The sequence below is a fragment of the Streptomyces sp. NBC_00572 genome (genome assembly GCF_026341815.1).
In the GTDB taxonomy this organism is placed as follows: domain Bacteria; phylum Actinomycetota; class Actinomycetes; order Streptomycetales; family Streptomycetaceae; genus Streptomyces.
The window spans coordinates 3,598,593-3,623,250 of the sequence record NZ_JAPENX010000001.1; the positions used below are offsets into that span (position 1 = coordinate 3,598,593).

38 protein-coding genes are annotated in these 24,658 nt (G+C 68.1%); 30 read left to right on the forward strand and 8 right to left on the reverse strand.

Going from position 1 to position 24,658, the window contains the following annotated elements; all coding sequences use genetic code 11:
• Positions 1–64: 64 nt before the first annotated feature.
• Positions 65–829, forward strand: a complete 765-nt coding sequence (locus OG514_RS16755; RefSeq protein ID WP_266895396.1) for a hypothetical protein — start codon at positions 65–67, stop codon at positions 827–829.
• 27 nt (positions 830–856) lie between these two features.
• Here the strand turns inward: OG514_RS16755 and OG514_RS16760 are convergent, their stop codons facing one another.
• The 4 genes from OG514_RS16760 to OG514_RS16775 all read right to left on the reverse strand — a co-directional run bounded on the left by OG514_RS16760 (position 857) and on the right by OG514_RS16775 (position 2,802).
• On the reverse strand, positions 857–1,216 hold the full coding sequence (locus OG514_RS16760; protein ID WP_266900873.1) for a hypothetical protein: 360 nt from the start codon (positions 1,214–1,216) through the stop codon (positions 857–859).
• Positions 1,217–1,281: 65 nt separating this feature from the next.
• Entirely contained in the window at positions 1,282–1,572 is a 291-nt protein-coding gene (locus tag OG514_RS16765; protein ID WP_266895398.1) for a hypothetical protein, read from the reverse strand.
• Positions 1,573–1,657: 85 nt separating this feature from the next.
• Entirely contained in the window at positions 1,658–2,269 is a 612-nt protein-coding gene (locus tag OG514_RS16770; RefSeq protein WP_266895400.1) for a phage tail protein, read from the reverse strand.
• A 122-nt stretch (positions 2,270–2,391) separates the two neighbouring features.
• Entirely contained in the window at positions 2,392–2,802 is a 411-nt protein-coding gene (locus tag OG514_RS16775; RefSeq protein WP_266895402.1) for a hypothetical protein, read from the reverse strand.
• A gap of 297 nt (positions 2,803–3,099) precedes the next feature.
• Between OG514_RS16775 and OG514_RS16780 the strand changes: the two genes are divergently transcribed.
• On the forward strand, positions 3,100–3,924 hold the full coding sequence (locus tag OG514_RS16780) for a hypothetical protein (RefSeq protein ID WP_266895404.1): 825 nt from the start codon (positions 3,100–3,102) through the stop codon (positions 3,922–3,924).
• Positions 3,925–3,987: 63 nt separating this feature from the next.
• Here the strand turns inward: OG514_RS16780 and OG514_RS16785 are convergent, their stop codons facing one another.
• From OG514_RS16785 to OG514_RS16795, 3 genes are read right to left on the reverse strand one after another with little or no spacing between them, the layout of a single operon-like run.
• Positions 3,988–4,191 (reverse strand): hypothetical protein, encoded by a 204-nt coding sequence (locus OG514_RS16785; protein WP_266895406.1) that lies wholly within the window; start codon positions 4,189–4,191, stop codon positions 3,988–3,990.
• Positions 4,185–4,964, reverse strand: coding sequence for a hypothetical protein (locus OG514_RS16790; RefSeq protein ID WP_266895408.1), 780 nt, complete (start codon positions 4,962–4,964; stop codon positions 4,185–4,187). Before OG514_RS16790 ends, OG514_RS16785 begins: the two co-directional genes overlap by 7 nt.
• Complete coding sequence (locus tag OG514_RS16795) at positions 4,957–5,256, reverse strand: WhiB family transcriptional regulator (RefSeq protein ID WP_266895410.1); 300 nt, start codon at positions 5,254–5,256, stop codon at positions 4,957–4,959. The genes OG514_RS16790 and OG514_RS16795 overlap by 8 nt, the downstream gene beginning before the upstream one ends.
• A gap of 238 nt (positions 5,257–5,494) precedes the next feature.
• Here OG514_RS16795 and OG514_RS16800 point away from each other — a divergent pair, with 238 nt between their 5' ends.
• From OG514_RS16800 to tuf, 5 genes are all read left to right on the forward strand, one after another.
• Positions 5,495–5,944: a helix-turn-helix transcriptional regulator gene (locus tag OG514_RS16800; RefSeq protein WP_266895412.1), complete on the forward strand. Its 450-nt coding sequence runs from the start codon at positions 5,495–5,497 to the stop codon at positions 5,942–5,944.
• 294 nt (positions 5,945–6,238) lie between these two features.
• Positions 6,239–6,610, forward strand: a complete 372-nt coding sequence (gene rpsL, locus OG514_RS16805; RefSeq protein WP_003948652.1) for a 30S ribosomal protein S12 — start codon at positions 6,239–6,241, stop codon at positions 6,608–6,610.
• 2 nt (positions 6,611–6,612) lie between these two features.
• Complete coding sequence (rpsG, locus tag OG514_RS16810) at positions 6,613–7,083, forward strand: 30S ribosomal protein S7 (RefSeq protein ID WP_018101248.1); 471 nt, start codon at positions 6,613–6,615, stop codon at positions 7,081–7,083.
• Positions 7,084–7,122: 39 nt separating this feature from the next.
• The gene (fusA, locus tag OG514_RS16815) at positions 7,123–9,252 is read left to right on the forward strand and encodes an elongation factor G (RefSeq protein WP_266895415.1); all 2,130 of its coding nucleotides are present in this window, start codon (positions 7,123–7,125) and stop codon (positions 9,250–9,252) included.
• Positions 9,253–9,402: 150 nt separating this feature from the next.
• Positions 9,403–10,596 carry an elongation factor Tu gene (gene tuf / locus OG514_RS16820; RefSeq protein WP_266895417.1) on the forward strand — a complete coding sequence of 398 codons (1,194 nt, stop codon included), beginning with the start codon at positions 9,403–9,405 and terminating at the stop codon, positions 10,594–10,596.
• Between the two features lie 94 nt (positions 10,597–10,690).
• On the opposite strand, the gene OG514_RS16825 is transcribed toward tuf, so the two are convergent.
• Positions 10,691–12,670, reverse strand: coding sequence for a PIG-L family deacetylase (locus tag OG514_RS16825; RefSeq protein ID WP_266895419.1), 1,980 nt, complete (start codon positions 12,668–12,670; stop codon positions 10,691–10,693).
• A gap of 213 nt (positions 12,671–12,883) precedes the next feature.
• Here OG514_RS16825 and OG514_RS16830 point away from each other — a divergent pair, with 213 nt between their 5' ends.
• From OG514_RS16830 to rplO, 23 genes are all read left to right on the forward strand, one after another.
• Positions 12,884–13,246 carry a YciI family protein gene (locus tag OG514_RS16830; protein ID WP_266895421.1) on the forward strand — a complete coding sequence of 121 codons (363 nt, stop codon included), beginning with the start codon at positions 12,884–12,886 and terminating at the stop codon, positions 13,244–13,246.
• On the forward strand, positions 13,243–14,481 hold the full coding sequence (locus OG514_RS16835) for an RNA polymerase sigma factor (RefSeq protein WP_266895423.1): 1,239 nt from the start codon (positions 13,243–13,245) through the stop codon (positions 14,479–14,481). The genes OG514_RS16830 and OG514_RS16835 overlap by 4 nt, the downstream gene beginning before the upstream one ends.
• Before the next feature lie 450 nt (positions 14,482–14,931).
• Positions 14,932–15,240, forward strand: coding sequence for a 30S ribosomal protein S10 (rpsJ, locus tag OG514_RS16840; protein ID WP_003948644.1), 309 nt, complete (start codon positions 14,932–14,934; stop codon positions 15,238–15,240).
• An 11-nt stretch (positions 15,241–15,251) separates the two neighbouring features.
• Entirely contained in the window at positions 15,252–15,896 is a 645-nt protein-coding gene (gene rplC / locus OG514_RS16845) for a 50S ribosomal protein L3 (protein ID WP_148005762.1), read from the forward strand.
• A gap of 7 nt (positions 15,897–15,903) precedes the next feature.
• A complete protein-coding gene (gene rplD / locus OG514_RS16850; protein ID WP_189831625.1) occupies positions 15,904–16,554 on the forward strand; it encodes a 50S ribosomal protein L4 in 651 nt (216 codons plus the stop codon).
• Entirely contained in the window at positions 16,554–16,877 is a 324-nt protein-coding gene (rplW, locus tag OG514_RS16855; RefSeq protein WP_015035575.1) for a 50S ribosomal protein L23, read from the forward strand. Before rplD ends, rplW begins: the two co-directional genes overlap by 1 nt.
• A 40-nt stretch (positions 16,878–16,917) precedes the next feature.
• A complete protein-coding gene (gene rplB / locus OG514_RS16860; RefSeq protein WP_266895432.1) occupies positions 16,918–17,754 on the forward strand; it encodes a 50S ribosomal protein L2 in 837 nt (278 codons plus the stop codon).
• A gap of 12 nt (positions 17,755–17,766) precedes the next feature.
• Positions 17,767–18,048, forward strand: coding sequence for a 30S ribosomal protein S19 (gene rpsS / locus OG514_RS16865; RefSeq protein WP_024755409.1), 282 nt, complete (start codon positions 17,767–17,769; stop codon positions 18,046–18,048).
• 42 nt (positions 18,049–18,090) lie between these two features.
• A complete protein-coding gene (gene rplV, locus OG514_RS16870; RefSeq protein WP_056552397.1) occupies positions 18,091–18,438 on the forward strand; it encodes a 50S ribosomal protein L22 in 348 nt (115 codons plus the stop codon).
• On the forward strand, positions 18,438–19,286 hold the full coding sequence (gene rpsC / locus OG514_RS16875) for a 30S ribosomal protein S3 (protein ID WP_017239578.1): 849 nt from the start codon (positions 18,438–18,440) through the stop codon (positions 19,284–19,286). The genes rplV and rpsC overlap by 1 nt, the downstream gene beginning before the upstream one ends.
• 5 nt (positions 19,287–19,291) lie before the next feature.
• Positions 19,292–19,711, forward strand: a complete 420-nt coding sequence (gene rplP / locus OG514_RS16880; RefSeq protein ID WP_015035580.1) for a 50S ribosomal protein L16 — start codon at positions 19,292–19,294, stop codon at positions 19,709–19,711.
• A complete protein-coding gene (gene rpmC / locus OG514_RS16885; protein ID WP_147980754.1) occupies positions 19,711–19,935 on the forward strand; it encodes a 50S ribosomal protein L29 in 225 nt (74 codons plus the stop codon). Before rplP ends, rpmC begins: the two co-directional genes overlap by 1 nt.
• On the forward strand, positions 19,935–20,216 hold the full coding sequence (gene rpsQ / locus OG514_RS16890; protein WP_015035582.1) for a 30S ribosomal protein S17: 282 nt from the start codon (positions 19,935–19,937) through the stop codon (positions 20,214–20,216). Before rpmC ends, rpsQ begins: the two co-directional genes overlap by 1 nt.
• Before the next feature lie 130 nt (positions 20,217–20,346).
• Positions 20,347–20,715, forward strand: coding sequence for a 50S ribosomal protein L14 (gene rplN / locus OG514_RS16895; RefSeq protein ID WP_003956455.1), 369 nt, complete (start codon positions 20,347–20,349; stop codon positions 20,713–20,715).
• A gap of 2 nt (positions 20,716–20,717) precedes the next feature.
• Entirely contained in the window at positions 20,718–21,029 is a 312-nt protein-coding gene (gene rplX, locus OG514_RS16900) for a 50S ribosomal protein L24 (protein WP_024755412.1), read from the forward strand.
• The gene (rplE, locus tag OG514_RS16905) at positions 21,026–21,583 is read left to right on the forward strand and encodes a 50S ribosomal protein L5 (RefSeq protein WP_106975815.1); all 558 of its coding nucleotides are present in this window, start codon (positions 21,026–21,028) and stop codon (positions 21,581–21,583) included. Before rplX ends, rplE begins: the two co-directional genes overlap by 4 nt.
• Positions 21,584–21,588: 5 nt before the next feature.
• Entirely contained in the window at positions 21,589–21,774 is a 186-nt protein-coding gene (locus tag OG514_RS16910; protein WP_003948630.1) for a type Z 30S ribosomal protein S14, read from the forward strand.
• A 208-nt stretch (positions 21,775–21,982) separates the two neighbouring features.
• Positions 21,983–22,381 (forward strand): 30S ribosomal protein S8, encoded by a 399-nt coding sequence (gene rpsH / locus OG514_RS16915; protein ID WP_015035585.1) that lies wholly within the window; start codon positions 21,983–21,985, stop codon positions 22,379–22,381.
• Between the two features lie 21 nt (positions 22,382–22,402).
• Complete coding sequence (gene rplF / locus OG514_RS16920; protein ID WP_121830637.1) at positions 22,403–22,942, forward strand: 50S ribosomal protein L6; 540 nt, start codon at positions 22,403–22,405, stop codon at positions 22,940–22,942.
• Between the two features lie 3 nt (positions 22,943–22,945).
• Positions 22,946–23,329, forward strand: a complete 384-nt coding sequence (rplR, locus tag OG514_RS16925; RefSeq protein ID WP_015035587.1) for a 50S ribosomal protein L18 — start codon at positions 22,946–22,948, stop codon at positions 23,327–23,329.
• 46 nt (positions 23,330–23,375) lie between these two features.
• Positions 23,376–23,978, forward strand: coding sequence for a 30S ribosomal protein S5 (gene rpsE, locus OG514_RS16930; RefSeq protein WP_030214033.1), 603 nt, complete (start codon positions 23,376–23,378; stop codon positions 23,976–23,978).
• Positions 23,978–24,160, forward strand: a complete 183-nt coding sequence (rpmD, locus tag OG514_RS16935) for a 50S ribosomal protein L30 (RefSeq protein ID WP_015035589.1) — start codon at positions 23,978–23,980, stop codon at positions 24,158–24,160. The genes rpsE and rpmD overlap by 1 nt, the downstream gene beginning before the upstream one ends.
• 1 nt (position 24,161) lies before the next feature.
• Positions 24,162–24,617, forward strand: a complete 456-nt coding sequence (rplO, locus tag OG514_RS16940) for a 50S ribosomal protein L15 (protein WP_030318646.1) — start codon at positions 24,162–24,164, stop codon at positions 24,615–24,617.
• Positions 24,618–24,658 lie beyond the last annotated feature (41 nt).

Sequence of the window (24,658 nt, forward strand, 5' to 3'; positions counted from 1 at the left end):
CTCGGGGCGCGGGGGCGCGAGGGGCGCGCGGGGACCCCAGGGGGCTGGAAGGCAGTGCTGACGCATGGAAACGGAGCCGGGAGCCAACCGGCGGGAGCGAGTCGTCGACTGGCTCGCGTCCCACCCCGATCTGCCCCATCTCTTCGCACGCCTCTCCGAGCTCGTCCTGGTCCACGGGTACGCCACCGAGGACCTCGTCGTGATGCCCCGGTCCGAGGTCGACCGCCGGGAAACGGCCGCGTTCACCGCGGGCTGGGCCGAAGCGGTGTCGGACGAACTCCCGCGCATACGACGGGAATACGAGAAGCGCGTCGCCGACGCCTACTCCCAGGGCCAGGGTGACGCGCGTGGAATCCGCCGGCCCGAGCGCCGGATCGACGGCGGACAGGACGGCGCCCGGGTCATCGCGCTGCCCTTCGCCCGGCTCCTCGAACCGCCGCCCGCCGTGGTCGAGGCCGAGGAGCGGGTACGCAGGGAACGCGAGCTGTTCGAACAGCGGCCCGAACCGGAACCCGAGCACACCTCGGGCCCCGATCCGGGCTCGGACCCGGACGTCCTCCTGACCGCCCAGGAGAGCCGCACCCGCAGGAGCGCCCAGCCGGTACGGAAGGTCGTCCGCGGCAAGGGCGGACGCCCGATCGTGCCGCCGCTCGCCGGGGTACCCGTACAGAACGGCCCGAACGCCGACCGCCGTGACCAGGAGGCCGCCGACCCGGAGCCGCGTCCGGGCAAGGGGCGCCGGGGGTCGTTGTCCGAGCGCGCCAAGGCCCTGGAGAAGGAACTCTCCGGCGAGCGAGCACGGGAAGCGCCCCCGGAGTCCGCTCCCTGACGGGAACGGCCTCCGGGGGCCGCGGGGTCACCCGAAGAACCGGGCGAGGGCATGGGGAGACACGTCCGTGCTCTCCTCGGCACGCGCGCTCCGCCCGTTCTCGTCGGTGTCCGCGCCGTCGTCGTCCCGGTCCGGACCGCCCGGCCGGGGAACGGGCTCCGGCGGATCGGGCTGGTCGCCGTCCTCGCCGCCGTTGACGCACAGGAACATCCAGTTGGCGACGGCCAGATGGTCCACCGTGGCGGCCAGCAGGTGATCGGTGATCGACCACTCCGCGGACTCGCCGTGGAGCTCCCGCTGGACGGCGCTGTCCTGCGGCAGGTTCTTGATCAGCGCCAGGACCCGGCGGCTGGAGAGGGTGCCGCGGTGCCAGTCGAGGAGATCGATGGAGTAGTAGCGGAGCAGGTCCGCCTCAAGGGCCTCGGCGTGTTCGTCGACGAACTCGACGAGGCTCAGTCTTCCCCCAGGCCGAGCCCGGTCTCCTTGCCGTAGGCCTCCAGGATGGCGGCGATGTCCTGCATGGTGACGTCGTGCTGCTCGAAGCGAGCGAACTGCTTCTCACCCATCAGGAGTTCGAGCAAGCCGTCCACGTCGTTGTCGTCGAGCTTGCGCAGCGCCTTGGCCGTCGCACGGCTCAGTTCGGTCGGAAGGGTGTAGCTCTCGCCGTCCAGCTCGAAGGACCAGGCGCGGCCGTGGGCCTCCTGCCGCTGGGCGCGGGCTGCGTTGACGTCGAAACGGGCCATGGTGATGCGTACTCCTTGTTCGAGTGAGTGAAGAGGAGAGGGGCGGGGCGGGACGGATCTCTCCGTCCCGCCCCTGGAGAAGGGATCAGACGGTCGCGGAGTACTGGCTGTCCTTCATGAGGAAGGTCGCCAGCGGCTTGCCGTCGCCCTTCGACATGGCGGTGAAGGTGACGCCCAGCTGCGACGCGGCCTTGCGGGCCAGCTTGATGTCGTCGGTGGCCGTGACCTGGCCGCGCGGGATGATGAAGCGGTACTTGACCGCGGTCGTGCCACCGGCCTTGACGTCGGTGAACTCCAGGCCGAGGGCACGCACGTCGGCGAACGGACGCTCGGCGATCTCGTAGCGGTAGGTGTCGACGGCCGGGGTCGGCTCCGCCTTGACGGCGTCGCCGCCCATGAAGAACGGCAGCGTGTCCTCGTTGAACTGGAGCAGCGAGAACTTCAGCGAGAGGTCACGGCTGGAGTAGATGAAGTGGATCGGGGAGACCGACTGCCACGAGTCGATCGGCTCCAGCTTGTCCTTCTTGGAGAAGGTGACGCCGTCGCCGGAGGTGAAGCCCAGGTCCTTCCAGCCCGCGCCGGACCAGTCGGCGGCGGAGTCGGTGCCGAACGTGGCCGGGGCGGAGGTGCCCGCGTCGGCCACGTAGAGCTTGCCGGTACCGGCGACGCGGATCTCGGCCGAGTTGTTTCCTGCCATGGTGTGTTTCTCCTTGGTGAGAGGCTGACCGCCCCGGACGCTCTGTCCGGGTACGGCAAAGGCCCCGCCGGACGGCGAGGCCTGGTCTGTGGGGCGAGCGACTGGGCGCTCGGGGCGAGCGGCTAGAACACGCTCAGGGAGAGGCGGATGACGCACAGGTAGCGGTTGGCGCCCCGGTAGAGGTAGTCGGGCAGCCAGCGCGGCCCGTCCTGCTCCTCGACGTCGTGGACGACGTTGTTGGCGCCGATCTGCTTGCCGATGGTGGCGAGCAGGGCCCGGCGGGCGCCGTTGGCGAGGACGTGGGCGGCGTTCTTGGTCGGCCCGTACACCTCGAACTCGATCAGCGGCATGTCGACGTGCAGGTCGCCGATCCAGGCGCCGCCGCGGCGGTTCACCAGGACGGCGAGCTGGGTGCCGTCGAAGCCCGCCGGCGCGTTGACCGCGATGGTCGCGCCGGCGAGCGCCGGATCGGCCTTGAGGACGTCGACGACCAGCTTCTCGACGTCCGGGAATGCACTCGGGGGAGTGGTCATGACGGTTTCTCCTCGGGTGAGGGGTGCGGGACGGGGTGCCGCCCAGGGCGCTCCGGCGGGAGGGGGCGGGGCGCGGCAGCGCACCCGGACGGCGAACGGCGAAGCCGCCGCCCGTTGTTCGGGCGCAGCTCCGCCGCTGCACCAACTGTGACAGAGAGCGTGCGCGCACGCAACTAGTTCTGGACGGTCGACAAATCCTCGTTCGCCCATCCCCTGCACGGCCCTCCGCGGGTCCTTACGCGCGGGGCCCGGACAGGCGCCGGATAGGTTGGCGGCCACCGACCGAGGAGCCGCCCCGTGCCCGCCCGCCCCAGCCTTCTGTACGTCACCGACCTCGCCTACCCGGCCCGTGGACGGCGCTACTGCGACGAGGACATCCACCTCACCGCCCGGCTGCGCGAGACCTTCGACCTGGCGATCTGTCATCCGCTCGACGCCGCCGCGCTCATGGACGGCTTCGACGCCGTCGTCGTACGCAACAGCGGCCCGGTCCTCGGCTACCAGAAGGAGTACGACGCCTTCCGTGAGCGCGCCCTGGCCGAGGGCACCCGCGTCTACAACCCGCTCCACGGCCGCGGCGACATGGCCGGCAAGCAGTACCTGCTCGACCTGACCACCGCCGGATACCCCGTCATCCCCACCGTCGACCGGCCCGAGGACCTCCACCGGCTGCCCGCCGCCACCGCGTACGCGGTCAAGCCCAAGGCCGGGGCCGACTCGATAGGCCTGCGCTTCCTGGCGTACGAGGAACTCGCCGGCCTCGCGTACGACGGCCTCCTCGTCCAGCCGCGCATCGACTTCCGGTACGAGGTCTCCTTCTACTTCGTCGACGACCTCTTCCAGTACGCCCTCCACGCCCCCGACCCCGAACGCCGCTGGGTTCTGGAGCCGTACGAGCCCACCGAGGACGACCTCGCCTTCGCCCGCCGCTTCGTCGACTGGAACACCCTCGACCACGGCATCCAGCGCGTGGACGCCTGCCGCGCCCCCGGCGGCGAGCTGCTCCTCGTCGAACTGGAAGACCTCAACCCCTATCTCTCCCTGGACCGCGTCCCCGAGGAGACCCGCGACCGCTTCGTCGCCGCCTTCACGGCCTCCCTCGACCGATTCCTGAGGGCATGAGAAAGCGGCATGAGAAAGCGCCCCCGTCCTTCCTGGACGGGGGCGCTTCTCGTACGGGGGGAGTCAGGCGGTACGGGGACGGCGGCGGGCGACACGCTCGGCGGCGAAGACGTCCTCCAGGCGGAAGAGCTGTGCCCGGCCCGCCTTGCCGGCCGCCCGCAGATGACCGAGCTGGACCCACTTGCGGATGGTCGCGGGGGCGACACCCGCCTCCTCGGCGGCGAGCGGTCCCGGAATCAGGGCCGGCAGGGCGAGCGAGCTCAGCACGAGGTCTCCTCCGTGTCGTTCGTCGTGGGGTCCGCGATCGTGCTCGTCGTCGAGTCCATCGCCGCCTCGATCTCCTCGGCAAGGGCTCCGGAGGCCGCCGCGAGCTCCTCCCACTCCCGCTCCGGCCACAGATGCCGGTAGGCGGGGTCGTCCTGACAGCCGCACACCTCGTCCGTGCACACACAGGCCGGGTTCACACAGAGCACCGCGCGCCGGTCGGGGAAGGCCCGCAGCGACACCGAGTCGCACCAGGGGCAGCGGCCCGACACCCGGACCACCGCCTCCGAGTCGCCGAGCGTCCGGGCGCAGCGCCGGGCCATCCGGCGGATCTCGTCCCGTACGTGCCGGGCCAGGTCCGGCTCGGCGGCGATCGCGTCGAGCAGTCCCACCACCCGCCGGAGCCGGTCGACGACCCCCGCGCGGGGTGGCCGGGGGAGCGCGAGCCGGGCGCACACGGCCTCCTCCAGCTCCACCACCCCGTCGGTGATGTCGCGGATGGCGTCGGAGACGTGCAGCCGGATGGGGGCGGCGCCATGGCCGGGGACGGCGAGCCCGTGCCGCTGCTGGAGCAGCAGCGCCTCACGGCGCTCCTCGCGGATCTGCTCGTCGCGGCCGGCAGGGGAGGGGGCCGGGGCGCTCCCGGCGGGGCCGCGGCGGCCGGGCGCGAGCTCCTCGGCGAGCTCGGGGAACTGGCGTACGAGGGAAGCGGTCCAGAGCGCGATGTCACGCAGCACCGGTTCGACGGATGCGATGGGGGGCGTGCGGTCAGCCACGGCGGCCGCTCCAGGCGAGCGTCGGGGTGAGGGCGACCGCCTTCGCGACGCGCGCCGGGTCCGCCGGCCGCCCGTTGCGGTAGAGGCGGCCCGCGCAGACGCCGTCGAAGTAGCTCTCGGCGGGGGCCACCGCCGTCTCGCACTCGCGGCGGACGGGGCAGTCGGCGCAGGCGCGCAGCGCCGGGGCCGCCTCCTTGGCACGGCGGGCGAAGACGACGGACGGGGAGAGGCCGGCACACGCGGCGGCGGCCTGCCAGGGGGCGGGGTCGGGCTGGAACAAGAGGTTCTCCACGGTCCGGGGCTCCCGGGGACTCCCATGGGGCCGATGGGGCCGTTGGGGCTCAGGGGGCCGACGAGTGCGGCGGCGAGCCAGACTTACATGTTGCGTGCGGGCGCGCAACAAGAAAATGTGTGGCACCTCTGGAGCCACCTTCATCGATTCGACACGTTGCGTACCCGAAACCAGGTAATTCCTTGCGCGCAAGCACGCTAGAGTTGAGCGCCTGGAGGAGTGGAGTGAGGAGCTGTACATGACCACTCGTGGGCTGGACGAGTTCGCAGGCTGGGTCGAAGGCCTGATGCGACAGCGTGGCTACGACATCGACAGCCCGCGCGGCGGCGGCAAGTCCCGGATCGCGGACGAGGCCGGGGTGCACCGGGCTGCCGTGACGCGGCTGCTGCAGCGGCAGAGCATGCCCGACCTGGAGACCATGCGCAGGATCGCCCCGCTGCTGGGCGTCTCGGTCCGCGACATGCTGATCCGGTCCGGCCGCGTGTCGCCCGAGGAGCTCCCGATGGCGGCGGATCTGCTGCCGCCGAGCGACTGGCAGCCCTCGATGGAGGACTTCGCCCGCTGGCTGGGGGTGCCCGACGAGCGCATGGGCGTCTTCGTCAAGGTCGTGAACCAGTTCCTGGAGCCCGACACGGAGGCCGAGGGGCCCGCCGAGGCCCCGGAACCGCGCCGCACCGCCCGGGACTGACCCCGGTCCCCGCATGATCTTGCCTGGTCCCGGCCTTGCTCGGCCGGGACCACGTGCGCGTGGGCATTTGTTTTGACCGGAGTCCATGCGATAGGTACGCTCAAGCCTTGTGCCTGGGGTGTGCCTGGGCTCGCGTGCGTGTCATCAACCGCAAGGCGAGTCATATATCGGCCACCGTGATCCGCGCCTTTCCACTCTGGTGGAGGGGTCCGCGCGATTCGACACACCCGACCGCGTGGGTCGGCGAATGTTCCAGGTTAGTTTCACCGACGGCACACAGAAACCGGAGAAGTAGTGCCTACGATCCAGCAGCTGGTCCGAAAGGGCCGGCAGGACAAGGTCGAGAAGAACAAGACGCCCGCACTCGAGGGTTCCCCTCAGCGTCGCGGCGTCTGCACGCGTGTGTTCACGACCACCCCGAAGAAGCCGAACTCGGCGCTCCGTAAGGTCGCGCGTGTGCGTCTGACCTCCGGCATCGAGGTCACGGCCTACATCCCGGGTGAGGGTCACAACCTGCAGGAGCACTCGATCGTGCTCGTGCGTGGTGGCCGTGTGAAGGACCTGCCGGGTGTTCGCTACAAGATCATCCGCGGTTCCCTCGACACGCAGGGCGTCAAGAACCGTAAGCAGGCTCGCAGCCGCTACGGCGCCAAGAAGGAGAAGTAAGAATGCCTCGTAAGGGCCCCGCCCCGAAGCGCCCGGTCATCATCGACCCGGTCTACAGCTCTCCTCTTGTCACCTCGCTGATCAACAAGATCCTGCTGGACGGCAAGCGTTCCACCGCCGAGCGCATCGTCTACGGCGCCATGGAAGGCCTCCGCGAGAAGACCGGCGCTGACCCGGTCATCACGCTGAAGCGCGCGCTTGAGAACGTCAAGCCCTCGCTCGAGGTCAAGTCCCGCCGTGTCGGTGGCGCCACCTACCAGGTGCCGATCGAGGTCAAGCCGGGCCGCGCCGCGACCCTGGCGCTCCGCTGGGTCGTGGGTTACTCCCGCGCCCGTCGTGAGAAGACCATGACCGAGCGCCTCATGAACGAGCTCCTCGACGCCTCGAACGGCCTCGGTGCGGCCGTCAAGAAGCGTGAGGACACGCACAAGATGGCCGAGTCCAACAAGGCCTTCGCGCACTACCGCTGGTAGTCGCAACCCACATCGAGACCGAGAGAAGACTGAGCCGATATGGCTACCACTTCGCTTGACCTTGCCAAGGTGCGCAACATCGGCATCATGGCGCACATCGACGCGGGGAAGACGACCACCACCGAGCGGATCCTGTTCTACACCGGCGTTTCGTACAAGATCGGTGAAGTCCACGACGGCGCTGCCACGATGGACTGGATGGAGCAGGAGCAGGAGCGCGGCATCACGATCACGTCTGCCGCGACGACCTGCCACTGGCCGCTCGAGAATGTCGATCACACGATCAACATCATCGACACGCCGGGTCACGTCGACTTCACCGTCGAGGTGGAGCGTTCGCTGCGCGTGCTCGACGGTGCTGTCACCGTGTTCGACGGTGTGGCCGGCGTTGAGCCCCAGTCCGAGACTGTCTGGCGTCAGGCGGACCGCTACGGCGTGCCGCGTATCTGTTTCGTCAACAAGCTCGACCGTACGGGTGCCGAGTTCCTCCGCTGCGTCGACATGATCGTGGAGCGCCTCGGCGCCGTCCCGATCGTCATGCAGCTGCCCATCGGCTCCGAGATGGACTTCCAGGGCGTTGTCGACCTGGTCCGTATGAAGGCGCTTGTCTGGTCCGCCGAGGCCAGCAAGGGTGAGATGTACGACGTCGTCGACATCCCGGCCTCGCACACCGAGCTCGCCGACGAATGGCGCGCGAAGCTGGTCGAGACCGTCGCGGAGAACGACGAGGAGCTCATGGAGCTCTTCCTCGAGGGCGTCGAGCCCACCGAGGAGCAGCTGTACGCGGCTGTCCGTCGTATCACCATCGCCTCCGGCAAGGGTGGCGGCGAGAAGACGATCACCCCCGTCTTCTGTGGCACCGCGTTCAAGAACAAGGGCGTTCAGCCCCTGCTCGACGCTGTCGTCCGCTACCTGCCGTCGCCCCTGGACGTCGAGGCCATCGAGGGCCACGACGTCAAGGACGCCGAGCTTGTCGTCAAGCGCAAGCCGTCCGACGACGAGCCGCTGTCGGCCCTCGCGTTCAAGATCGCGAGCGACCCGCACCTCGGCAAGCTCACCTTCGTCCGGATCTACTCCGGTCGCCTGGAGGCCGGCACCGCGGTGCTGAACTCCGTCAAGGGCAAGAAGGAGCGCATCGGCAAGATCTACCGCATGCACGCGAACAAGCGTGAGGAGATCGACTCGGTGGGCGCCGGCGACATCGTCGCCGTCATGGGCCTCAAGCAGACCACCACCGGTGAGACGCTGTGTGACGACAAGAACCCGGTCATCCTGGAGTCCATGGACTTCCCGGCGCCGGTCATTCAGGTCGCCATCGAGCCCAAGTCCAAGGGTGACCAGGAGAAGCTGGGTGTTGCCATCCAGCGTCTCGCGGAGGAGGACCCCTCCTTCCAGGTCCACTCGGACGAGGAGACCGGCCAGACCATCATCGGTGGTATGGGCGAGCTTCACCTCGACATCCTCGTCGACCGCATGCGTCGCGAGTTCAAGGTCGAGGCGAACGTCGGCAAGCCGCAGGTCGCGTACCGCGAGACGATCCGCAAGGCCGTCGAGCGCGTGGACTACACCCACAAGAAGCAGACCGGTGGTACCGGTCAGTTCGCCAAGGTGCAGATCGCGATCGAGCCCATCGAGGGTGGCGACGCCTCCTACGAGTTCGTGAACAAGGTCACCGGTGGCCGCATCCCGAAGGAGTACATCCCTTCGGTCGACGCGGGTGCGCAGGAGGCCATGCAGTTCGGCATCCTGGCCGGCTACGAGATGACTGGCGTCCGCGTCATCCTTCTCGACGGTGGCTACCACGAGGTCGACTCCTCCGAGCTCGCGTTCAAGATCGCCGGTTCGCAGGCCTTCAAGGAGGCCGCGCGGAAGGCTTCGCCGGTCATCCTCGAGCCCATGATGTCCGTCGAGGTCACCACGCCCGAGGACTACATGGGTGAGGTCATCGGCGACATCAACTCCCGCCGTGGTCAGATTCAGGCCATGGAGGAGCGCAGCGGCGCTCGCGTCGTGAAGGGCCTCGTGCCCCTTTCGGAGATGTTCGGCTACGTCGGCGACCTCCGCAGCAAGACCTCGGGTCGCGCAAGCTACTCGATGCAGTTCGACTCCTACGCCGAGGTTCCGCGGAACGTCGCCGAGGAGATCATCGCGAAGGCCAAGGGCGAGTAACTCTTCCGAGTTCACGCTTTAGGCTTGACACCAGTCGCCGGGGCTCAGCCCCCGAAACCCGAGGGATCGGGCCCCGGCGGATGGCATCCCAGCAAAGATCACCTGGCGCCGATGAGCAAGGCGTACAGAACCACTCCGCAGGAGGATTCAGTGGCGAAGGCAAAGTTCGAGCGGACTAAGCCGCACGTCAACATCGGCACCATCGGTCACATTGACCACGGTAAGACGACCCTCACGGCCGCCATTACCAAGGTGCTGCACGACGCGTACCCGGACCTGAACGAGGCCTCGGCCTTCGACCAGATCGACAAGGCTCCCGAGGAGCGCCAGCGCGGTATCACGATCTCGATCGCGCACGTCGAGTACCAGACGGAGTCGCGTCACTACGCGCACGTCGACTGCCCGGGTCACGCTGACTACATCAAGAACATGATCACGGGTGCCGCGCAGATGGACGGCGCGATCCTCGTGGTTGCCGCCACCGACGGCCCGATGCCGCAGACCAAGGAGCACGTGCTCCTGGCCCGCCAGGTCGGCGTTCCGTACATCGTCGTCGCCCTGAACAAGGCCGACATGGTGGACGACGAGGAGATCCTGGAGCTCGTCGAGCTCGAGGTCCGTGAGCTCCTCTCCGAGTACGACTTCCCGGGCGACGACCTTCCGGTCGTCCGTGTCTCGGCGCTCAAGGCGCTCGAGGGCGACAAGGAGTGGGGCGAGAAGCTCCTCGGCCTCATGCACGCGGTCGACGAGTCCATCCCGCAGCCCGAGCGTGAGGTCGACAAGCCGTTCCTCATGCCGATCGAGGACGTCTTCACGATCACCGGTCGTGGCACCGTCGTCACCGGTCGTATCGAGCGTGGTGTCCTCAAGGTCAACGAGACCGTCGACATCATCGGCATCAAGACCGAGAAGACCACCACCACGGTCACCGGTATCGAGATGTTCCGCAAGCTGCTCGACGAGGGCCAGGCCGGTGAGAACGTCGGTCTGCTCCTCCGTGGCATCAAGCGTGAGGACGTCGAGCGCGGCCAGGTCATCATCAAGCCGGGTTCGGTCACGCCGCACACGAACTTCGAGGCCCAGGCCTACATCCTGTCGAAGGACGAGGGTGGCCGTCACACCCCGTTCTTCAACAACTACCGCCCGCAGTTCTACTTCCGTACCACGGACGTGACCGGCGTCGTGACCCTCCCCGAGGGCACCGAGATGGTCATGCCGGGCGACAACACCGCCATGAGCGTTGAGCTGATCCAGCCCATCGCCATGGAGGAGGGCCTCAAGTTCGCCATCCGTGAGGGTGGCCGGACCGTCGGCGCCGGCCAGGTCGTCAAGATCACCGCCTGATCGGCGATCTGACCTGGTAGCTCCAGCGAGCTGCTGAGCAGTAAAGAGAAGGCCCCGCACCGAAAGGTGCGGGGCCTTCTCGCGCTCCCGACTCCTAGGGGGTCCAGCTCCAGGGGTGGCCGTCCGCGCCCAGACCCACCACGGTCGCCCGGCCCGTCCCCAGGTGCAGCGCGGCCGACACCGCCGACGGCCCCGCCGTACGGGTGCGCAGCCGGCCTCCGGCCCGCACCCGCACCCGGCCGCGTGCGTCCGTGCCGAGGAGCACGGTCCCGAGCGCCGCGGAGCGCGCCGCGACCACACCCCCGTAACCGTCCAGACCGGCGTCGCCCGCCGGGCCCAGGAGTTCCCCGCTCGCCGGCCGCCGGTAGTACAGCTCGCCTCCGGCCGCCGCCACCGTGGACCCGGAGAGCGGCAGCGGCTCCGGCCGCTCCACCCCGTCCACCCAGTGGCGTACGGACTCCCGCCCCGCCGCGTGGAGGTGCACCCGGCCCGTCGCGTCGAGCGAGACGGCGAGACCGTCCTGGACCTCCGCAGTGCCGGGAAGCGTCCGCCACGGGCTCCAGGACCCGTCCGCCGACCGCACCAGGGTGGAGACGCCCTTGTCGGCGTTCCGTACGAAGAGATGGACCCGGCCGTCGGGGGCCGCGACCGCCACCGGGGCGCCGACCCGACGGCCCCGGTCGTCACCGCGCTCCGGATTGCCGAGCCCGCGCCAGGCCAGGAACGGGCCGCCGGGGGAGCGCTGCTCCAGGAGCACCAGCTCGCGCCGGTTCGACCCGCCGTGCCCGTCGATCGCGGCGAACCGCACCCCGAAGAGCAGCACCCGGCCGTCGCCGAGCACCGCCGAGCCGAGCGCGGGTGCGAGCGGCCCGCCGCCGAGGTCCGCCGGCTCGCTCCAGACGCCGGGTGCGGTCTCCCGCCAGCGGACGGCGCGCAGACCCAGCACTCCGTACGCGGTGAGGCGGCCGTCCGGCTCCTCGGCGAGCGCCGGGCCGGCGGACGGCCAGCGGTGGTGGGTGGAGCGGACCCAGCCCTTGCGGTTGGTGAGCGGCCGGTCGCCGCCGACGCCGTAGTCGCCGCAGCCCGAGGGGTTTCCGCACTCCCAGGAGGGGTCCCCGCCGTACGGGACGAGGCGCCCTGCCTTCTCCTTGAGCACCTGCGGGGGGAGGTTCTTGGGCCAATGGCGGTTGTAGTAGCCGCGGAAGGCGGTCGTCGTGAAAGCCGGTATCGGGTTGCCGTCCCGGACCGCGTCCGAGACCCAGCGGCTCAGCGCCGCCCAGGTGAAGGAGGCGACCGCCGTGTGGTCCCCGTGGTCGGAGTAGCCGGGCTGCTCGGAGTCCCGCCTGCGGGTGGCCTCGTCGCCGGTCTGGACGTCCGGATCCGGGTCGAGGGTGTGCACCACCGTGGGCCGGAAGCGGCGGAGCAGCCCGACGAGGACGCCGACCAGCTGGTCGTAGTCGTAGGTGTCCGAGCGGGTGACGGACGAACCGGTCGACAGATGGGTCCGCAGCTCCAGGGCGCGGTCGTGCCAGAGCGCGGGCAGGGCCATGTAGCGCCGGTTGGTGTGCATGGGCAGGTTGAGGAAGATCAGCTCTATGCGGCGTCCACCGTGCGTGAGCGTGTCCGTCTCCGCCCGACGGCCGCCGGGGAGCGTGAGCACCTCACGCCGCCAGGGCGTGAACATCGGCAGGCCGAGCGCCGCCGCGTACGACTGGCGCAGGCCCTGGTGGCGTGCCGAGGAGTAGGCGGCGCGGTCCGGGGGAGTGTCCGGCATCCCCTTGATCCGGTTCCGGCCGGTGTGCTCGCCGGCGGTCACGTACACGGAGACGAGCGGGACCCCGGCGTCGAGGAGGCGCTGGGTGTCGGGGTTCATGAAGTACAGGTCGTCGTCCGGGTGCGCGGCGACCTGCAGGAGCAGCGCCCGCCGGGTCCGCGCGGAGGCGATCGGCTTGCCGGGCGCGGGGTCGACGGTCGGGGCGGTCCTGCGCGGCTCGGGCACGGAACACCCGGCGACGGCCGAGGTGACGGCGAGGGCGGCGGCGAGAACCGCCCGCCGACGGGGTGCTGTGGTCACGTACGCGGTCCGTCCCCTGGGCTTTGCGGTCCTCAGCAAGACGAATATTCGATGCTCGGGGTTGTGTGTGGACGGGTCGCCGAGTGGCAGGATTCGGCCACCGGAAAAAGATCTTCGAAGATCGCCGTCGATCATGTCGAGGACCGGCCGGCGGCTCCGACCAAGGGGTGACAGCACGCCACAGGGGCGCGCGGGACGGGGAGGACACCCGAGATGAAGTACGTCGCGATGATCTACGGCAGCCAGGCCAAGTGGGACTCCTTCCCGGCCGAGGCCTGGCCCGAGGCGATCGCCCGCCAGGACGCCTTCAACCGGAAGTACCGGGAGAGCGGTGAGCTGATCGGCGCGTACGGACTCGCCGACGCGGCCGCCGCCCAGCTCGTACGCCGTGAGGGCGGCGCCCCGGCGGTCACCGACGGCCCCTACCTGGAGACCAAGGAGTACCTGGCCAGCTTCTACCTGCTCGACTGCGACAGCCTGGAGCGGGCCCAGCAGATCGCCGCGGACATGCCGTTCGCGGACGTCGACCCCGTCGAGCTGTGGCCGGTCCTGCACGAGTCCGCGGCGGACGTGTGAGCGGCCCCACCGGCATCGAGGACCTGCTGCGCACGTACGCGCCGCAGGTCCTCGGCGTGCTCGTCCGCCGGTACGGCACCTTCGACACCTGCGAGGACGCCGTCCAGGAGGCCCTGATCGCCGCCGCCCGGCAGTGGCCCGGGGAAGGCGTCCCGGAGAACCCGCGCGGCTGGCTGGTCACCGTCGCCTCCCGCAAGCTCGTCGACCAGGTCCGCAGCGAGGCCGCGCGGCGCCGCCGCGAGGACGCCCTCGCCCTCGCCACCCCCGACTCGGAACTCCTCGCGCACGCCGCCGACGAGGAGCCGGGCTCCGACCGGGACGACTCGCTCGCCCTGCTCTTCCTCTGCTGTCACCCGGATCTCTCCCCGCCCAGCCGCATCGCGCTCACCCTGCGCGCGGTCGGCGGTCTCACCACCGCGCAGATCGCCGCCGCCTTCCTCGTCCCCGAGTCGACGATGGCGCAGCGCATCAGCCGGGCCAAGCAGACGATCAAGGCGGCGGGCGGGTCGCTCACGCTGCCCCCGGAGGACCGCACGGCCCGCCTCGCCGAGGTCCGGCACGTGCTCTACCTCGTCTTCAACGAGGGCTACACGGCCAGCGGCGGCGACGAGCTCACCGCGCCCGAGCTGTCCACGGAGGCGATCCGGCTCGCGACGCTGCTCCACCGGCTGCTGCCCGAGGACACCGAGACGGCGGGCCTGCTGGCCCTGATGCTGCTCACGGACGCCCGCAGGCCGGCCCGGACGGGACCGCACGGAGAACTGGTGCCGCTCGCGGAGCAGGACCGGGGGAGGTGGGACGGCCGGCTCGTCGCGGAGGGCGTCGCGCTGATCAGCCGCACCCTGCCCCGGGGCCAGGTGGGCCCGTACCAGCTCCAGGCGGCGATCGCGGCCGTCCACGACGAGGCGGAGACCGCCCAGGCCACCGACTGGCCGCAGATCCTCGCGCTCTACGAGCTCCTGGAGCGGACCGGGCCGAACCCGATGATCACCCTCAACCGTGCGGTGGCCGTCGCCATGGTCCACGGACCGGCGGCCGGTCTCGCCCTCCTGGACGAGCTCGCGCGGGACAAGAGGACGGCTCGGCACCACCGGCTGCTGGCCACCCGGGCTCATCTGCTCGAACTCCTCGGCGACCGGGAGACGGCGGCGGAGGTCTACCGGGAGGCGGCACGCCGTACGACCAGTGCCCCTGAGCGGCGTCATCTCACCGAGCGGGCACGGCGCTTGGGATGAGCGGGGGAAGGGGGGCGGGCGAGCCAGGCGCGTGCGCCCCGGCGCATGGCCTGACGTGACGTGGGGTACAGTCTTCGCTCCCGATTGGCGGCCGGATGGCCCCGTATGGCAGACTGTCGGGGTTGCTCGGTTGAGTGCCGATGCTGCGCGCCTCCCGTCGGGAGGACCGGAAGCGAGTCCCACAGTACTCGTCGCTCCTTTTCAGGGGCGGACGTACGGGAATCTTCTGGGAAGCGTCAGCGGGGTGCAGACCAGGCACCCGGTGGGTGTTTTGCCCCCGGCCTGCGGTTCATGGCGACCGTGCCCCCTTGGTTGGGAAATCCTCAGGGATTTCTGCGTAGAGGGAGTGCGACACGCCCGACCGCGTGGGTCGGAGATACGACAACGCTTTTCAGTAAGCGAAGCCGATCGGGTTCCAGAGCGTTACGAGACAAAGGACTACTAGTAGCCATGGCGGGACAGAAGATCCGCATCCGGCTCAAGGCCTACGACCACGAGGTCATCGACTCCTCGGCGAAGAAGATCGTCGAGACGGTGACCCGCACTGGTGCGTCGGTCGCAGGCCCGGTGCCGCTGCCCACTGAGAAGAACGTGTACTGCGTCATCAAGTCGCCGCACAAGTACAAGGACTCGCGCGAGCACTTCGAGATGCGCACGCACAAGCGCCTCATCGACATCCTCGACCCCACGCCGAAGACGGTTGACTCGCTCATGCGTCTCGACCTCCCGGCGGGCGTTGACATCGAGATCAAGCTCTGAGGGCGCGCGAGATGGCTAAGAACATCAAGGGCATCCTGGGCGAGAAGCTCGGCATGACGCAGGTCTGGGACGAGAACAACCGGATCGTTCCGGTGACCGTCGTCAAGGCCGGCCCCAATGTCGTGACCCAGGTCCGTACGAACGACGTCGACGGCTACGAGTCGGTCCAGATCGCCTTCGGCGAGATCGACCCTCGCAAGGTGAACAAGCCCCTCAAGGGTCACTTCGCCAAGGCCGACGTCACCCCGCGCCGCCACCTGGTGGAGCTCCGCACCGCTGACGCCTCCGAGTACACGCTCGGCCAGGAGATCACCGCCGAGCTCTTCGAGGCCGGCGTGAAGGTCGACGTCACCGGTAAGAGCAAGGGCAAGGGCTTCGCCGGTGTCATGAAGCGCCACAACTTCCGTGGTGGCAAGGCGTCGCACGGTGCCCACCGCGTGCACCGCAAGCCCGGTTCCATCGGTGGCTGCGCCACCCCGGGCCGTGTCTTCAAGGGTATGAAGATGGCTGGTCGCATGGGCAACGAGCGCGTGACCACCCAGAACCTGACCGTCCACGCCGTTGACGCCGAGAAGGGTCTGCTGCTCATCAAGGGCGCCGTCCCCGGCCCCAACGGTGGCCTCGTCCTGGTCCGCACCGCGGCCAAGGGGGTTTGAGGAACCGATGAGCACCATTGACATCCTTTCGCCGGCAGGCGACAAGACCGGGACCGTCGAACTCCCCGAGGAGATCTTCGGCGCCAAGGTCAGCGTTCCGCTGATCCACCAGGTCGTCGTCGCGCAGCTGGCCGCGGCCCGTCAGGGCACGCACAAGACCAAGCGCCGTGGCGAAGTCCGTGGTGGTGGCAAGAAGCCTTACCGCCAGAAGGGCACCGGCCGCGCCCGTCAGGGTTCGACCCGCGCTCCGCAGTTCGTCGGCGGTGGCGTCGTCCACGGCCCGCAGCCGCGTGACTACTCGCAGCGGACCCCGAAGAAGATGAAGGTCGCCGCCCTCCGCGGTGCCCTCTCGGACCGGGCCACCCACTCCCGCATCCACGTCGTGACCGGCGTGGTCGAGGGTGACATCTCCACCAAGGCCGCGAAGACGCTGTTCGGCAAGATCTCGGAGCGCAAGAACCTGCTCCTGGTCGTCGAGCGCTCCGACGAGGCCGCGTGGCTGTCCGCTCGTAACCTGCCCCAGGTGCACATCCTGGAGCCGGGCCAGCTCAACACGTACGACGTGATCGTCTCCGACGACGTGGTCTTCACCAAGGCCGCCCTCGAGTCCTTCGTGTCTGGCCCCCAGACCGCTGAGACCGAAGGGAGCGACGCCTGATGACTGAGGCCGTCGTCACCAGCAAGACCTTCTCGGACCCGCGCGACATTCTGATCAAGCCGGTCGTTTCGGAGAAGAGCTACGCTCTGCTGGACGAGAACAAGTACACGTTCATCGTCGCGCCTGGCTCCAACAAGACTCAGATCAAGCAGGCCGTCGAGGCGGTCTTCTCGGTCAAGGTCACCGGGGTCAACACGATCAACCGCCAGGGCAAGCGCAAGCGCACCAAGGCCGGTTTCGGCAAGCGCAAGGACACCAAGCGCGCCATCGTGACCCTGGCTGAGGGCAACCGTATCGACATCTTCGGCGGTCCGACCGCCTAAGGGCGGTCTGGATCGTCCGGAATCGGACGAGGACTGAGAAATGGGAATCCGCAAGTACAAGCCGACTACGCCGGGCCGTCGTGGCTCCTCCGTAGCCGACTTCGTCGAGATCACGCGGTCCACGCCGGAGAAGTCGCTGGTTCGCCCCCTGCACAGCAAGGGCGGCCGTAACAACACCGGTCGGATCACCGTTCGCCACCAGGGTGGTGGACACAAGCGCGCCTACCGTCTGATCGACTTCCGTCGTCACGACAAGGACGGCGTGCCGGCCAAGGTCGCGCACATCGAGTACGACCCCAACCGCACCGCGCGCATCGCGCTGCTCCACTACGTGGACGGCGAGAAGCGCTACATCATCGCCCCCAAGGGTCTGACGCAGGGTGACCGCGTCGAGAACGGCCCCGGCGCGGACATCAAGCCCGGCAACAACCTGGCGCTCCGCAACATCCCGGTCGGTACCACGATCCACGCGATCGAGATCCGTCCCGGTGGTGGCGCGAAGTTCGCCCGCTCCGCTGGCGCCTCCGTGCAGCTGCTGGCGAAGGAGGGCACGATGGCCCACCTTCGTATGCCGTCCGGTGAGATCCGTCTCGTCGACGCCCGCTGCCGCGCCACGATCGGCGAGGTCGGCAACGCCGAGCAGTCGAACATCAACTGGGGTAAGGCCGGCCGTAAGCGCTGGCTGGGCGTTCGCCCGACCGTCCGCGGTGTGGCGATGAACCCGGTTGACCACCCGCACGGTGGTGGTGAGGGTAAGACCTCCGGTGGTCGTCACCCGGTCTCCCCGTGGGGTCAGAAGGAGGGTCGTACTCGCTCGCCGAAGAAGGCTTCGAGCAAGTACATCGTCCGCCGCCGCAAGACGAACAAGAAGCGCTAGGAGCGGGTTTAGATGCCGCGCAGTCTCAAGAAGGGACCCTTCGTTGACGGCCACCTCGTAAAGAAGGTGGACGTACAGAACGAAGCCGGTACCAAGAACGTCATCAAGACCTGGTCCCGTCGCTCGATGATCATCCCGGCCATGCTCGGCCACACGATCGCGGTGCACAACGGCAAGACCCACATTCCGGTGTTTGTCACCGAGTCGATGGTCGGCCACAAGCTCGGCGAGTTCTCGCCGACGCGCACCTTCCGGGGTCACGTGAAGGACGACCGGAAGTCGAAGCGCCGCTAGTAGCGGGGTGGAATGACCATGACAGACACTGGAAGGACAACCATGGAAGCCAGGGCCCAGGCGCGGTACATCCGCGTCACGCCCATGAAGGCCCGCCGCGTGGTGGACCTTATCCGTGGCATGGATGCCACGGAGGCTCAGGCGGTCCTGCGTTTCGCCCCGCAGGCCGCGAGCGTGCCGGTTGGCAAGGTGCTTGACAGCGCCATCGCCAACGCTGCACACAACTACGACCACACCGACGCCTCTTCGCTGGTCATCAGCGAGGCGTTCGTGGATGAGGGTCCGACCCTGAAGCGGTTCCGTCCGCGTGCTCAGGGCCGTGCCTACCGGATCCGTAAGCGGACCAGCCACATCACCGTGGTCGTCAGCAGCAAGGAAGGAACCCGGTAATGGGCCAGAAGGTTAACCCGCATGGGTTCCGGCTCGGCATCACCACGGACTTCAAGTCCCGCTGGTACGCCGACAAGCTGTACAAGGACTACGTCAAGGAAGACGTCGCCATCCGTCGGATGATGACGTCCGGCATGGAGCGCGCCGGCATCTCGAAGGTTGAGATCGAGCGCACCCGTGACCGCGTGCGGGTGGACATCCACACCGCGCGTCCCGGCATCGTCATCGGCCGTCGTGGCGCCGAGGCCGACCGCATCCGCGGCGACCTCGAGAAGCTGACGGGCAAGCAGGTCCAGCTGAACATCCTCGAGGTCAAGAACCCCGAGATGGACGCTCAGCTGGTTGCTCAGGCCGTTGCCGAGCAGCTCTCCTCCCGCGTCTCCTTCCGTCGCGCCATGCGTAAGAGCATGCAGGGCACGATGAAGGCCGGCGCCAAGGGCATCAAGATCCAGTGTGGCGGTCGTCTCGGCGGCGCCGAGATGTCCCGCTCGGAGTTCTACCGCGAGGGTCGTGTGCCGCTGCACACGCTCCGCGCGAACGTGGACTACGGCTTCTTCGAGGCCAAGACGACCTTCGGTCGCATTGGCGTCAAGGTCTGGATCTACAAGGGCGACGTCAAGAACATCGCCGAGGTCCGCGCCGAGAACGCTGCGGCCCGTGCGGGTAACCGCCCGGCCCGTGGTGCCGGCGCTGGCGACCGCCCGGCCGGCCGTGGTGGCCGTGGTGGCGAGCGTGGCGGCCGCGGCCGCAAGCCGCAGCAGCAGTCCGCGCCGGCTGCCGAGGCCCCCAAGGCCGACGCTCCCGCCGCCGCTGCCGCTCCGGCTGAGAGCACCGGAACGGAGGCCTGACCGAAATGCTGATCCCCCGTAGGGTCAAGCACCGCAAGCAGCACCACCCCAAGCGCTCGGGTATGAGCAAGGGTGGTACGCAGGTTGCGTTCGGCGAGTACGGCATTCAGGCCCTCACGCCGGCGTACGTGACCAACCGCCAGATCGAGGCGGCTCGTATCGCGATGACCCGCCACATCAAGCGTGGCGGCAAGGTCTGGATCAACATCTACCCGGACCGCCCGCTGACCAAGAAGCCTGCCGAGACCCGCATGGGTTCCGGTAAGGGTTCGCCGGAGTGGTGGATCGCGAACGTCAAGCCCGGTCGGGTGATGTTCGAGCTGTCCTACCCGAACGAGAAGATCGCGCGCGAGGCCCTGACCCGTGCGGCCCACAAGCTGCCGATGAAGTGCAAGATCGTTAAGCGCGAAGCAGGTGAGCTGTGATGACCGCCGGTACCAAGGCGTCCGAGCTGCGCGAGCTGGGCAACGAGGAGCTTCTCAACAAGCTCCGCGAGGCCAAGGAAGAGCTGTTCAACCTCCGCTTCCAGGCGGCGACGGGCCAGCTCGAGAACCACGGCCGGCTCAAGTCCGTCCGTAAGGACATCGCCCGGATCTACACCCTGATGCGTGAGCGCGAGCTGGGCATCGAGACGGTGGAGAACGCCTGATGAGCGAGAGCAACGTGACTGAGAAGACCGAGCGCAACGCTCGCAAGGTCCGCGAGGGCCTGGTCGTCAGCGACAAGATGGACAAGACCGTCGTCGTCGCTGTCGAGGACCGCGTCAAGCACGCGCTGTACGGCAAGGTCATCCGCCGTACGAACAAGCTCAAGGCTCATGACGAGCAGAACGCTGCCGGCATCGGCGACCGCGTCCTCCTGATGGAGACCCGGAAGCTGTCCGCCACGAAGCACTGGCGCGTCATCGAGATCCTCGAGAAGGCCAAGTAGGCATTTCGCGCAAGCGAAATCCAGTAACCGCAGCTTGAAGGGGTAACCCTTCGAGTTCGTTCCGCCAGGCTCGGCCGGGGCTTCCTCGTGAAGCCCCGGCCGGGAACCGGCAGACAATCAGGAGATAGACGTGATCCAGCAGGAGTCGCGACTGCGTGTCGCCGACAACACTGGTGCCAAGGAGATCCTTTGCATCCGTGTTCTCGGTGGCTCGGGTCGCCGCTACGCGGGCATCGGTGACGTCATCGTCGCCACCGTCAAGGACGCGATCCCCGGTGGCAACGTGAAGAAGGGTGACGTCGTAAAGGCGGTCATCGTTCGCACCGTCAAGGAGCGCCGCCGCCAGGACGGCTCGTACATCCGCTTCGACGAGAACGCCGCTGTCATTCTCAAGAACGACGGCGACCCTCGTGGCACCCGTATCTTCGGCCCGGTCGGCCGTGAGCTGCGCGAGAAGAAGTTCATGAAGATCATCTCGCTCGCGCCGGAGGTGCTGTAAGCATGAAGATCAAGAAGGGCGACCTGGTCCAGGTCATCACCGGTAAGGACAAGGGCAAGCAGGGCAAGGTCATCACGGCCTTCCCCCGCGAGAACCGCGTCCTCGTCGAGGGTGTCAACCGGGTCAAGAAGCACACCAAGGCCGGCCCGTCGCAGGCCGGTGGCATCGTCACGACCGAGGCTCCGGTCCACGTCTCCAACGTCCAGCTGGTCGTGGAGAAGGACGGCAAGAAGGTCGTCACGCGTGTCGGCTTCCGCTTCGACGACGAGGGCAACAAGATCCGCGTTGCCAAGCGGACGGGTGAGGACATCTGATGGCTACCACCACTCCGCGTCTCAAGACGAAGTACCGCGAGGAGATCGCGGGCAAGCTGCGTGAGGAGTTCTCCTACGAGAACGTCATGCAGGTTCCCGGCCTCGTGAAGATCGTGGTCAACATGGGTGTCGGCGACGCCGCCCGTGACTCGAAGCTCATGGACGGTGCCGTCCGTGACCTGACCACGATCACCGGTCAGAAGCCGGCCGTCACCAAGGCTCGTAAGTCCATCGCGCAGTTCAAGCTGCGTGAGGGCCAGCCGATCGGTGCGCACGTCACCCTCCGTGGCGACCGCATGTGGGAGTTCCTGGACCGCACCCTGTCGCTCGCGCTTCCGCGCATCCGCGACTTCCGTGGTCTGTCCCCCAAGCAGTTCGACGGGCGTGGCAACTACACCTTCGGTCTCACGGAGCAGGTCATGTTCCACGAGATCGACCAGGACAAGATCGACCGTGTCCGGGGTATGGACATCACCGTGGTGACCACGGCGACCAACGACGACGAGGGCCGTGCCCTTCTGCGTCACCTCGGCTTCCCCTTCAAGGAGGCGTAAGCGAGATGGCGAAGAAGGCTCTCATCGCGAAGGCTGCCCGCAAGCCCAAGTTCGGCGTGCGTGGCTACACGCGCTGCCAGCGTTGTGGTCGTCCCCACTCCGTGTACCGCAAGTTCGGCCTGTGCCGCGTGTGCCTTCGTGAGATGGCTCACCGTGGCGAGCTGCCGGGCGTGACCAAGAGCTCCTGGTAATCCCTTAGTTGGGATGACCGGAGTCTCTCGGTAAGCACTGGGTTGTCGGATGCCCATCCCTCCATGGCTTAGGCTAGGAGGGTTGGGCGTCCGTCGCCCGTACGACTTACTACGCCGTAGGTCCCCGCGCCGCACCCGTCCCGCCCCTGTGTGGGGAGAGGGATGGCGCATACAGGAAACCCCGGCGAGAGAGGCCGAAGGCCAATTCATGACCATGACTGATCCGATCGCGGACATGCTGACTCGTCTGCGTAACGCGAACTCGGCATACCACGACTCCGTGACGATGCCGCACAGCAAGATCAAGTCTCACATCGCGGAAATCCTCCAGCAGGAGGGCTTCATCACGGGCTGGAAGGTCGAGGACGCCGAGGTCGGCAAGAACCTCGTCCTCGAGCTCAAGTTCGGTCCGAACCGTGAGCGCTCCATCGCGGGCATCAAGCGGATCTCGAAGCCCGGTCTCCGGGTTTACGCGAAGTCCACCAACCTGCCGAAGGTTCTCGGCGGCCTGGGCGTGGCGATCATCTCCACGTCCCACGGCCTCCTGACCGGCCAGCAGGCAGGCAAGAAGGGCGTAGGTGGGGAAGTCCTCGCCTACGTCTGGTAGTCGGGAAAGGAAGGAAAGCTCATGTCGCGTATTGGCAAGCTGCCTATCCAGGTTCCCGCCGGCGTGGACGTCACCATCGAGGGCCGCACGGTCACGGTGAAGGGTTCCAAGGGCACCCTGAGCCACACCGTCGCCGCGCCGATCGAGATCGTTAAGGGCGAGGATGGCGTGCTGAACGTCAACCGTCCGAACGACGAGCGTCAGAACAAGGCCCTTCACGGCCTGTCCCGCACGCTGGTGGCCAACATGATCACCGGTGTGACCCAGGGTTACGTGAAGGCGCTCGAGATCAGCGGTGTCGGTTACCGCGTGGCCGCGAAGGGCTCCAACCTGGAGTTCCAGCTCGGCTACAGCCACCCGATCCTCGTCGAGGCGCCCGAGGGCATCTCGTTCAAGGTCGAGTCGCCGACCAAGTTCTCGGTCGAGGGCATCGACAAGCAGAAGGTCGGCGAGGTCGCGGCGAACATCCGCAAGCTGCGGAAGCCCGACCCGTACAAGGCCAAGGGCGTCAAGTACGCCGGCGAGGTCATCCGCCGCAAGGTCGGAAAGGCTGGTAAGTAAGCCATGGCATACGGTGTGAAGATCGCCAAGGGCGACGCTTACAAGCGTGCCGCCAAGGCGCGCCGCCACATCCGCATCCGCAAGAACGTGTCGGGTACGGCGGAGCGTCCGCGCCTCGTCGTGACGCGTTCGAACCGTGGTATCACCGCTCAGGTCATCGACGACCTCAAGGGTCACACCCTTGCGTCTGCGTCGAACCTGGACGCGTCGATCCGCGGTGGCGAGGGTGACAAGTCCGCGCAGGCCAAGCAGGTCGGAGCTCTCGTCGCCGAGCGCGCCAAGGCCGCTGGTGTCGAGGCTGTCGTGTTCGACCGTGGTGGCAACAGGTACGCCGGGCGCATTGCCGCTCTGGCTGACGCCGCCCGCGAAGCCGGGCTGAAGTTCTAAGCCCCGGTTCCGGGACTAACGGACGTAACAGAGAGAGGTAAATCCAATGGCTGGACCCCAGCGCCGCGGAAGCGGTGCCGGTGGCGGCGAGCGGCGGGACCGGAAGGGCCGCGACGGTGGCGCTGCCGCCGAGAAGACCGCGTACGTTGAGCGCGTTGTCGCGATCAACCGCGTCGCCAAGGTTGTCAAGGGTGGTCGCCGCTTCAGCTTCACCGCGCTGGTCGTGGTGGGCGACGGTGACGGCACCGTAGGTGTCGGTTACGGCAAGGCCAAGGAAGTTCCCGCGGCCATCGCCAAGGGTGTCGAGGAAGCCAAGAAGAACTTCTTCAAGGTTCCGCGCATCCAGGGCACGATCCCTCACCCGATCACGGGTGAGCGTGCCGCGGGCGTCGTGCTGCTGAAGCCGGCTTCCCCCGGTACCGGTGTTATCGCCGGTGGCCCGGTGCGCGCCGTTCTGGAGTGCGCCGGCGTTCACGACATCCTGTCGAAGTCGCTCGGCTCGTCCAACGCGATCAACATCGTGCACGCGACCGTGGCGGCCCTCAAGGGCCTGCAGCGTCCCGAGGAGATCGCGGCTCGCCGTGGTCTGCCCCTCGAGGACGTCGCCCCCGCGGCTCTGCTTCGTGCACGTGCTGGGGCGGGTGCGTAATGGCTCGCCTCAAGGTCACGCAGACGAAGTCGTACATCGGCAGCAAGCAGAACCACCGCGACACCCTGCGTTCGCTTGGCCTCAAGAAGGTCAACGACGTGGTTGTCAAGGAGGACCGCCCCGAGTTCCGCGGAATGGTTCACACCGTCCGCCACCTCGTGACGGTCGAGGAGGTTGACTGACATGGCGGAGACCAACCCGCTGAAGGCCCACAACCTCCGTCCCGCCCCCGGCGCCAAGACCGCGAAGACCCGTGTCGGTCGTGGTGAGGCGTCGAAGGGTAAGACGGCCGGTCGTGGTACCAAGGGCACGAAGGCCCGTTACCAGGTTCCGCAGCGCTTCGAGGGTGGGCAGATGCCCCTCCACATGCGTCTGCCGAAGCTCAAGGGCTTCAAGAACCCGTTCCGCACCGAGTACCAGGTCGTGAACCTGGACAAGCTCACCGCGCTCTACCCGCAGGGTGGCGAGGTCACGGTGGCCGATCTGGTCGCCAAGGGTGCGGTTCGCAAGAACCAGCTCGTCAAGGTGCTCGGCACCGGCGAGATCACCGTGGCGCTGCAGGTGACGGTTGACGCCGTCTCCGGCTCCGCCAAGGAGAAGATCGCCGCTGCCGGCGGCACCGTCACCGAGCTCGTCTAAGACGACTCGATGGCTTGAACATCCGATCGGGGATGCCTCCC

Bases quoted from the DNA above. Each gene is read 5' to 3' on its own strand.
- OG514_RS16770 (WP_266895400.1), bottom strand. From the start codon at position 2,269: ATGGCAGGAAACAACTCGGCCGAGATCCGCGTCGCCGGTACCGGCAAG.
- rplX (WP_024755412.1), top strand. From the start codon at position 20,718: ATGAAGATCAAGAAGGGCGACCTGGTCCAGGTCATCACCGGTAAGGAC.
- rplR (WP_015035587.1), top strand. From the start codon at position 22,946: ATGGCATACGGTGTGAAGATCGCCAAGGGCGACGCTTACAAGCGTGCC.
- rpsJ (WP_003948644.1), top strand. From the start codon at position 14,932: ATGGCGGGACAGAAGATCCGCATCCGGCTCAAGGCCTACGACCACGAG.
- fusA (WP_266895415.1), top strand. From the start codon at position 7,123: ATGGCTACCACTTCGCTTGACCTTGCCAAGGTGCGCAACATCGGCATC.
- rplO (WP_030318646.1), top strand. From the start codon at position 24,162: ATGGCGGAGACCAACCCGCTGAAGGCCCACAACCTCCGTCCCGCCCCC.
- OG514_RS16800 (WP_266895412.1), top strand. From the start codon at position 5,495: ATGACCACTCGTGGGCTGGACGAGTTCGCAGGCTGGGTCGAAGGCCTG.
- rplW (WP_015035575.1), top strand. From the start codon at position 16,554: ATGACTGAGGCCGTCGTCACCAGCAAGACCTTCTCGGACCCGCGCGAC.
- rplF (WP_121830637.1), top strand. From the start codon at position 22,403: ATGTCGCGTATTGGCAAGCTGCCTATCCAGGTTCCCGCCGGCGTGGAC.
- rpsC (WP_017239578.1), top strand. From the start codon at position 18,438: ATGGGCCAGAAGGTTAACCCGCATGGGTTCCGGCTCGGCATCACCACG.
- rpsQ (WP_015035582.1), top strand. From the start codon at position 19,935: ATGAGCGAGAGCAACGTGACTGAGAAGACCGAGCGCAACGCTCGCAAG.
- rpsE (WP_030214033.1), top strand. From the start codon at position 23,376: ATGGCTGGACCCCAGCGCCGCGGAAGCGGTGCCGGTGGCGGCGAGCGG.
- OG514_RS16910 (WP_003948630.1), top strand. From the start codon at position 21,589: ATGGCGAAGAAGGCTCTCATCGCGAAGGCTGCCCGCAAGCCCAAGTTC.
- OG514_RS16775 (WP_266895402.1), bottom strand. From the start codon at position 2,802: ATGACCACTCCCCCGAGTGCATTCCCGGACGTCGAGAAGCTGGTCGTC.
- rpsH (WP_015035585.1), top strand. From the start codon at position 21,983: ATGACCATGACTGATCCGATCGCGGACATGCTGACTCGTCTGCGTAAC.
- OG514_RS16755 (WP_266895396.1), top strand. From the start codon at position 65: ATGGAAACGGAGCCGGGAGCCAACCGGCGGGAGCGAGTCGTCGACTGG.
- rplP (WP_015035580.1), top strand. From the start codon at position 19,292: ATGCTGATCCCCCGTAGGGTCAAGCACCGCAAGCAGCACCACCCCAAG.
- OG514_RS16765 (WP_266895398.1), bottom strand. From the start codon at position 1,572: ATGGCCCGTTTCGACGTCAACGCAGCCCGCGCCCAGCGGCAGGAGGCC.
- rplV (WP_056552397.1), top strand. From the start codon at position 18,091: ATGGAAGCCAGGGCCCAGGCGCGGTACATCCGCGTCACGCCCATGAAG.
- rpsG (WP_018101248.1), top strand. From the start codon at position 6,613: ATGCCTCGTAAGGGCCCCGCCCCGAAGCGCCCGGTCATCATCGACCCG.
- rpsS (WP_024755409.1), top strand. From the start codon at position 17,767: ATGCCGCGCAGTCTCAAGAAGGGACCCTTCGTTGACGGCCACCTCGTA.
- rplC (WP_148005762.1), top strand. From the start codon at position 15,252: ATGGCTAAGAACATCAAGGGCATCCTGGGCGAGAAGCTCGGCATGACG.
- rplD (WP_189831625.1), top strand. From the start codon at position 15,904: ATGAGCACCATTGACATCCTTTCGCCGGCAGGCGACAAGACCGGGACC.
- rplB (WP_266895432.1), top strand. From the start codon at position 16,918: ATGGGAATCCGCAAGTACAAGCCGACTACGCCGGGCCGTCGTGGCTCC.
- OG514_RS16830 (WP_266895421.1), top strand. From the start codon at position 12,884: ATGAAGTACGTCGCGATGATCTACGGCAGCCAGGCCAAGTGGGACTCC.
- rpmD (WP_015035589.1), top strand. From the start codon at position 23,978: ATGGCTCGCCTCAAGGTCACGCAGACGAAGTCGTACATCGGCAGCAAG.
- rpmC (WP_147980754.1), top strand. From the start codon at position 19,711: ATGACCGCCGGTACCAAGGCGTCCGAGCTGCGCGAGCTGGGCAACGAG.